This is a genomic window from Candidatus Streptomyces philanthi (genome assembly GCF_059553635.1).
Window position 1 is genome coordinate 1 of sequence record NZ_JCANQV010000588.1, and the last position, 1,525, is coordinate 1,525.

At 75.5% G+C, this 1,525-nt stretch carries 1 protein-coding gene; it reads right to left on the minus strand.

Annotated elements, in window-relative coordinates:
- On the minus strand, positions 1-1,525 hold a 1,525-nt coding region (locus tag AC51EU_RS30445), incomplete at both ends, for an endo-beta-N-acetylglucosaminidase (RefSeq protein ID WP_496270318.1).

The following is a 1,525-nucleotide window of genomic DNA, read 5'->3' on the forward strand; positions in this document are numbered from 1 at the left end:
CCGGCGCGAGGGTGCCCGCGGGCAGGTGGACGAACGGGGCGGGGACGCCGGGCGCGGACGGCTCGCGCAGGGCCACCGCCACCTCCACGGTGACCGGCGCCGAACCGTCCTCGTCGGCCCGGTGCACCAGCTCCAGCACCGTCGAGGGGCCGGCCGGCAGCCGGGTCGCGAACAGCTCCACGGTGGCCGGGGCGTCGAGGCCGCCGGTGACCAGCAGGCTGCTGCCGCCGTGCCAGGCGTCGGCGAAGTCGAGGCGGACCTCCGGGCGCCGCCCCTCGGTGCGCACGACCCAGCGCCGGGCCGGCAGCCGGTCCTGGAGCCCCAGATGGTTCCACGGCGTGCCGGAGACGGCCCTGCCCCCGTCGTACCAGCGCAGCCCGTGCCCGGTGTTGAAGGAGGTGCCGAACGGCAGCGCGCCGACCGTCGACCGGTCCGCGACCACGCCCGCCGGGGCGCGCCAGCCCTTCCCGCCGTCCGCCGGCCGGGTCGGGTCGAGCCCCTCCCCGGTCCAGAAACGGTCGTCGGCGGCGTGGAACTGCTCCGGGGTGCGCCCCTCGGGCAGATGGTGCAGGGTCCACTCGGGCCGGTAGAAGCCGTACGACACCACCTGGTCGCGGCCCGGGGGGAGGACCGCGTCCCAGTCCACGGTGGTGTTCCAGCCGGCGGACTCTACGTCGACGCCCGCCCACAGTTCGTAGCGGCTGCGGCCGAGGCTCTCCGCGAGACGCCCGGAGTCCGCCAGCCGCTGCCCCGTCCAGCGGAAGTCCACGAAGAGGGAGTCGGCGACCGGGCCGTCCTCGTCGTGGAAGAACGGGCGGTTGAGGTCGTCCAGCGCCCCCTGCCAGCCGACCCGTCCGGTGGTGTTCATCGCGTCGTACCAGGTGATCCGCAGCCCCCGGGAGGCGCCCGCGGCGCGCAGCGCCCGCAGGAACCCCCGCATCCGGGTGGCGAGCGCGGTGTCCCCGCCGTCCGTCTCGGCGTTGACGAACCAGCCGTCGAACCCGTACGCCGTCGCCACCTCCACCAGCTTCGCCGCCAGCGGGAAACGCCCGGCGGCGTCCTGGCGCACCAGGTCGCGGGTCCAGCGCAGCTGCCCGCCGTAAGCGACCGGCGGGAGGAAGACGGTGCCGAGGACCGGGACGCCGTTGCGGTGCGCCGCGTCCACCACCGGCGCGTTGGGCGCCAGGATCAGCCCCTCGCCGGACGAACCGCCCCAGAACACCAGCTCGTCCAGGTACGCCCAGTGGGTCAGCGCGTAGTGGTCCGCGGTGGCCGATCCCTGCGAGGGATTGCCCGCCGTGTGGTCGAAGGCCGCCAGCGCGCTGATCCGCGCCTGCCCGGACCGCGCCGACGTATTGGCGGGCACCGGGGTGAAACGGCGCGCCAGCGGCACCGAGGCGGTGTTGAACGGGAGGTCGCGGTCGCCCTCCGGCGTCCAGGACAGCAGACTCCGCCAGGTGACGCCCTCGGGAGGCGTGCCCTCGGGCAGCGAGTCGGGGAACCAGTACGAGGCGTACGGCTGGAG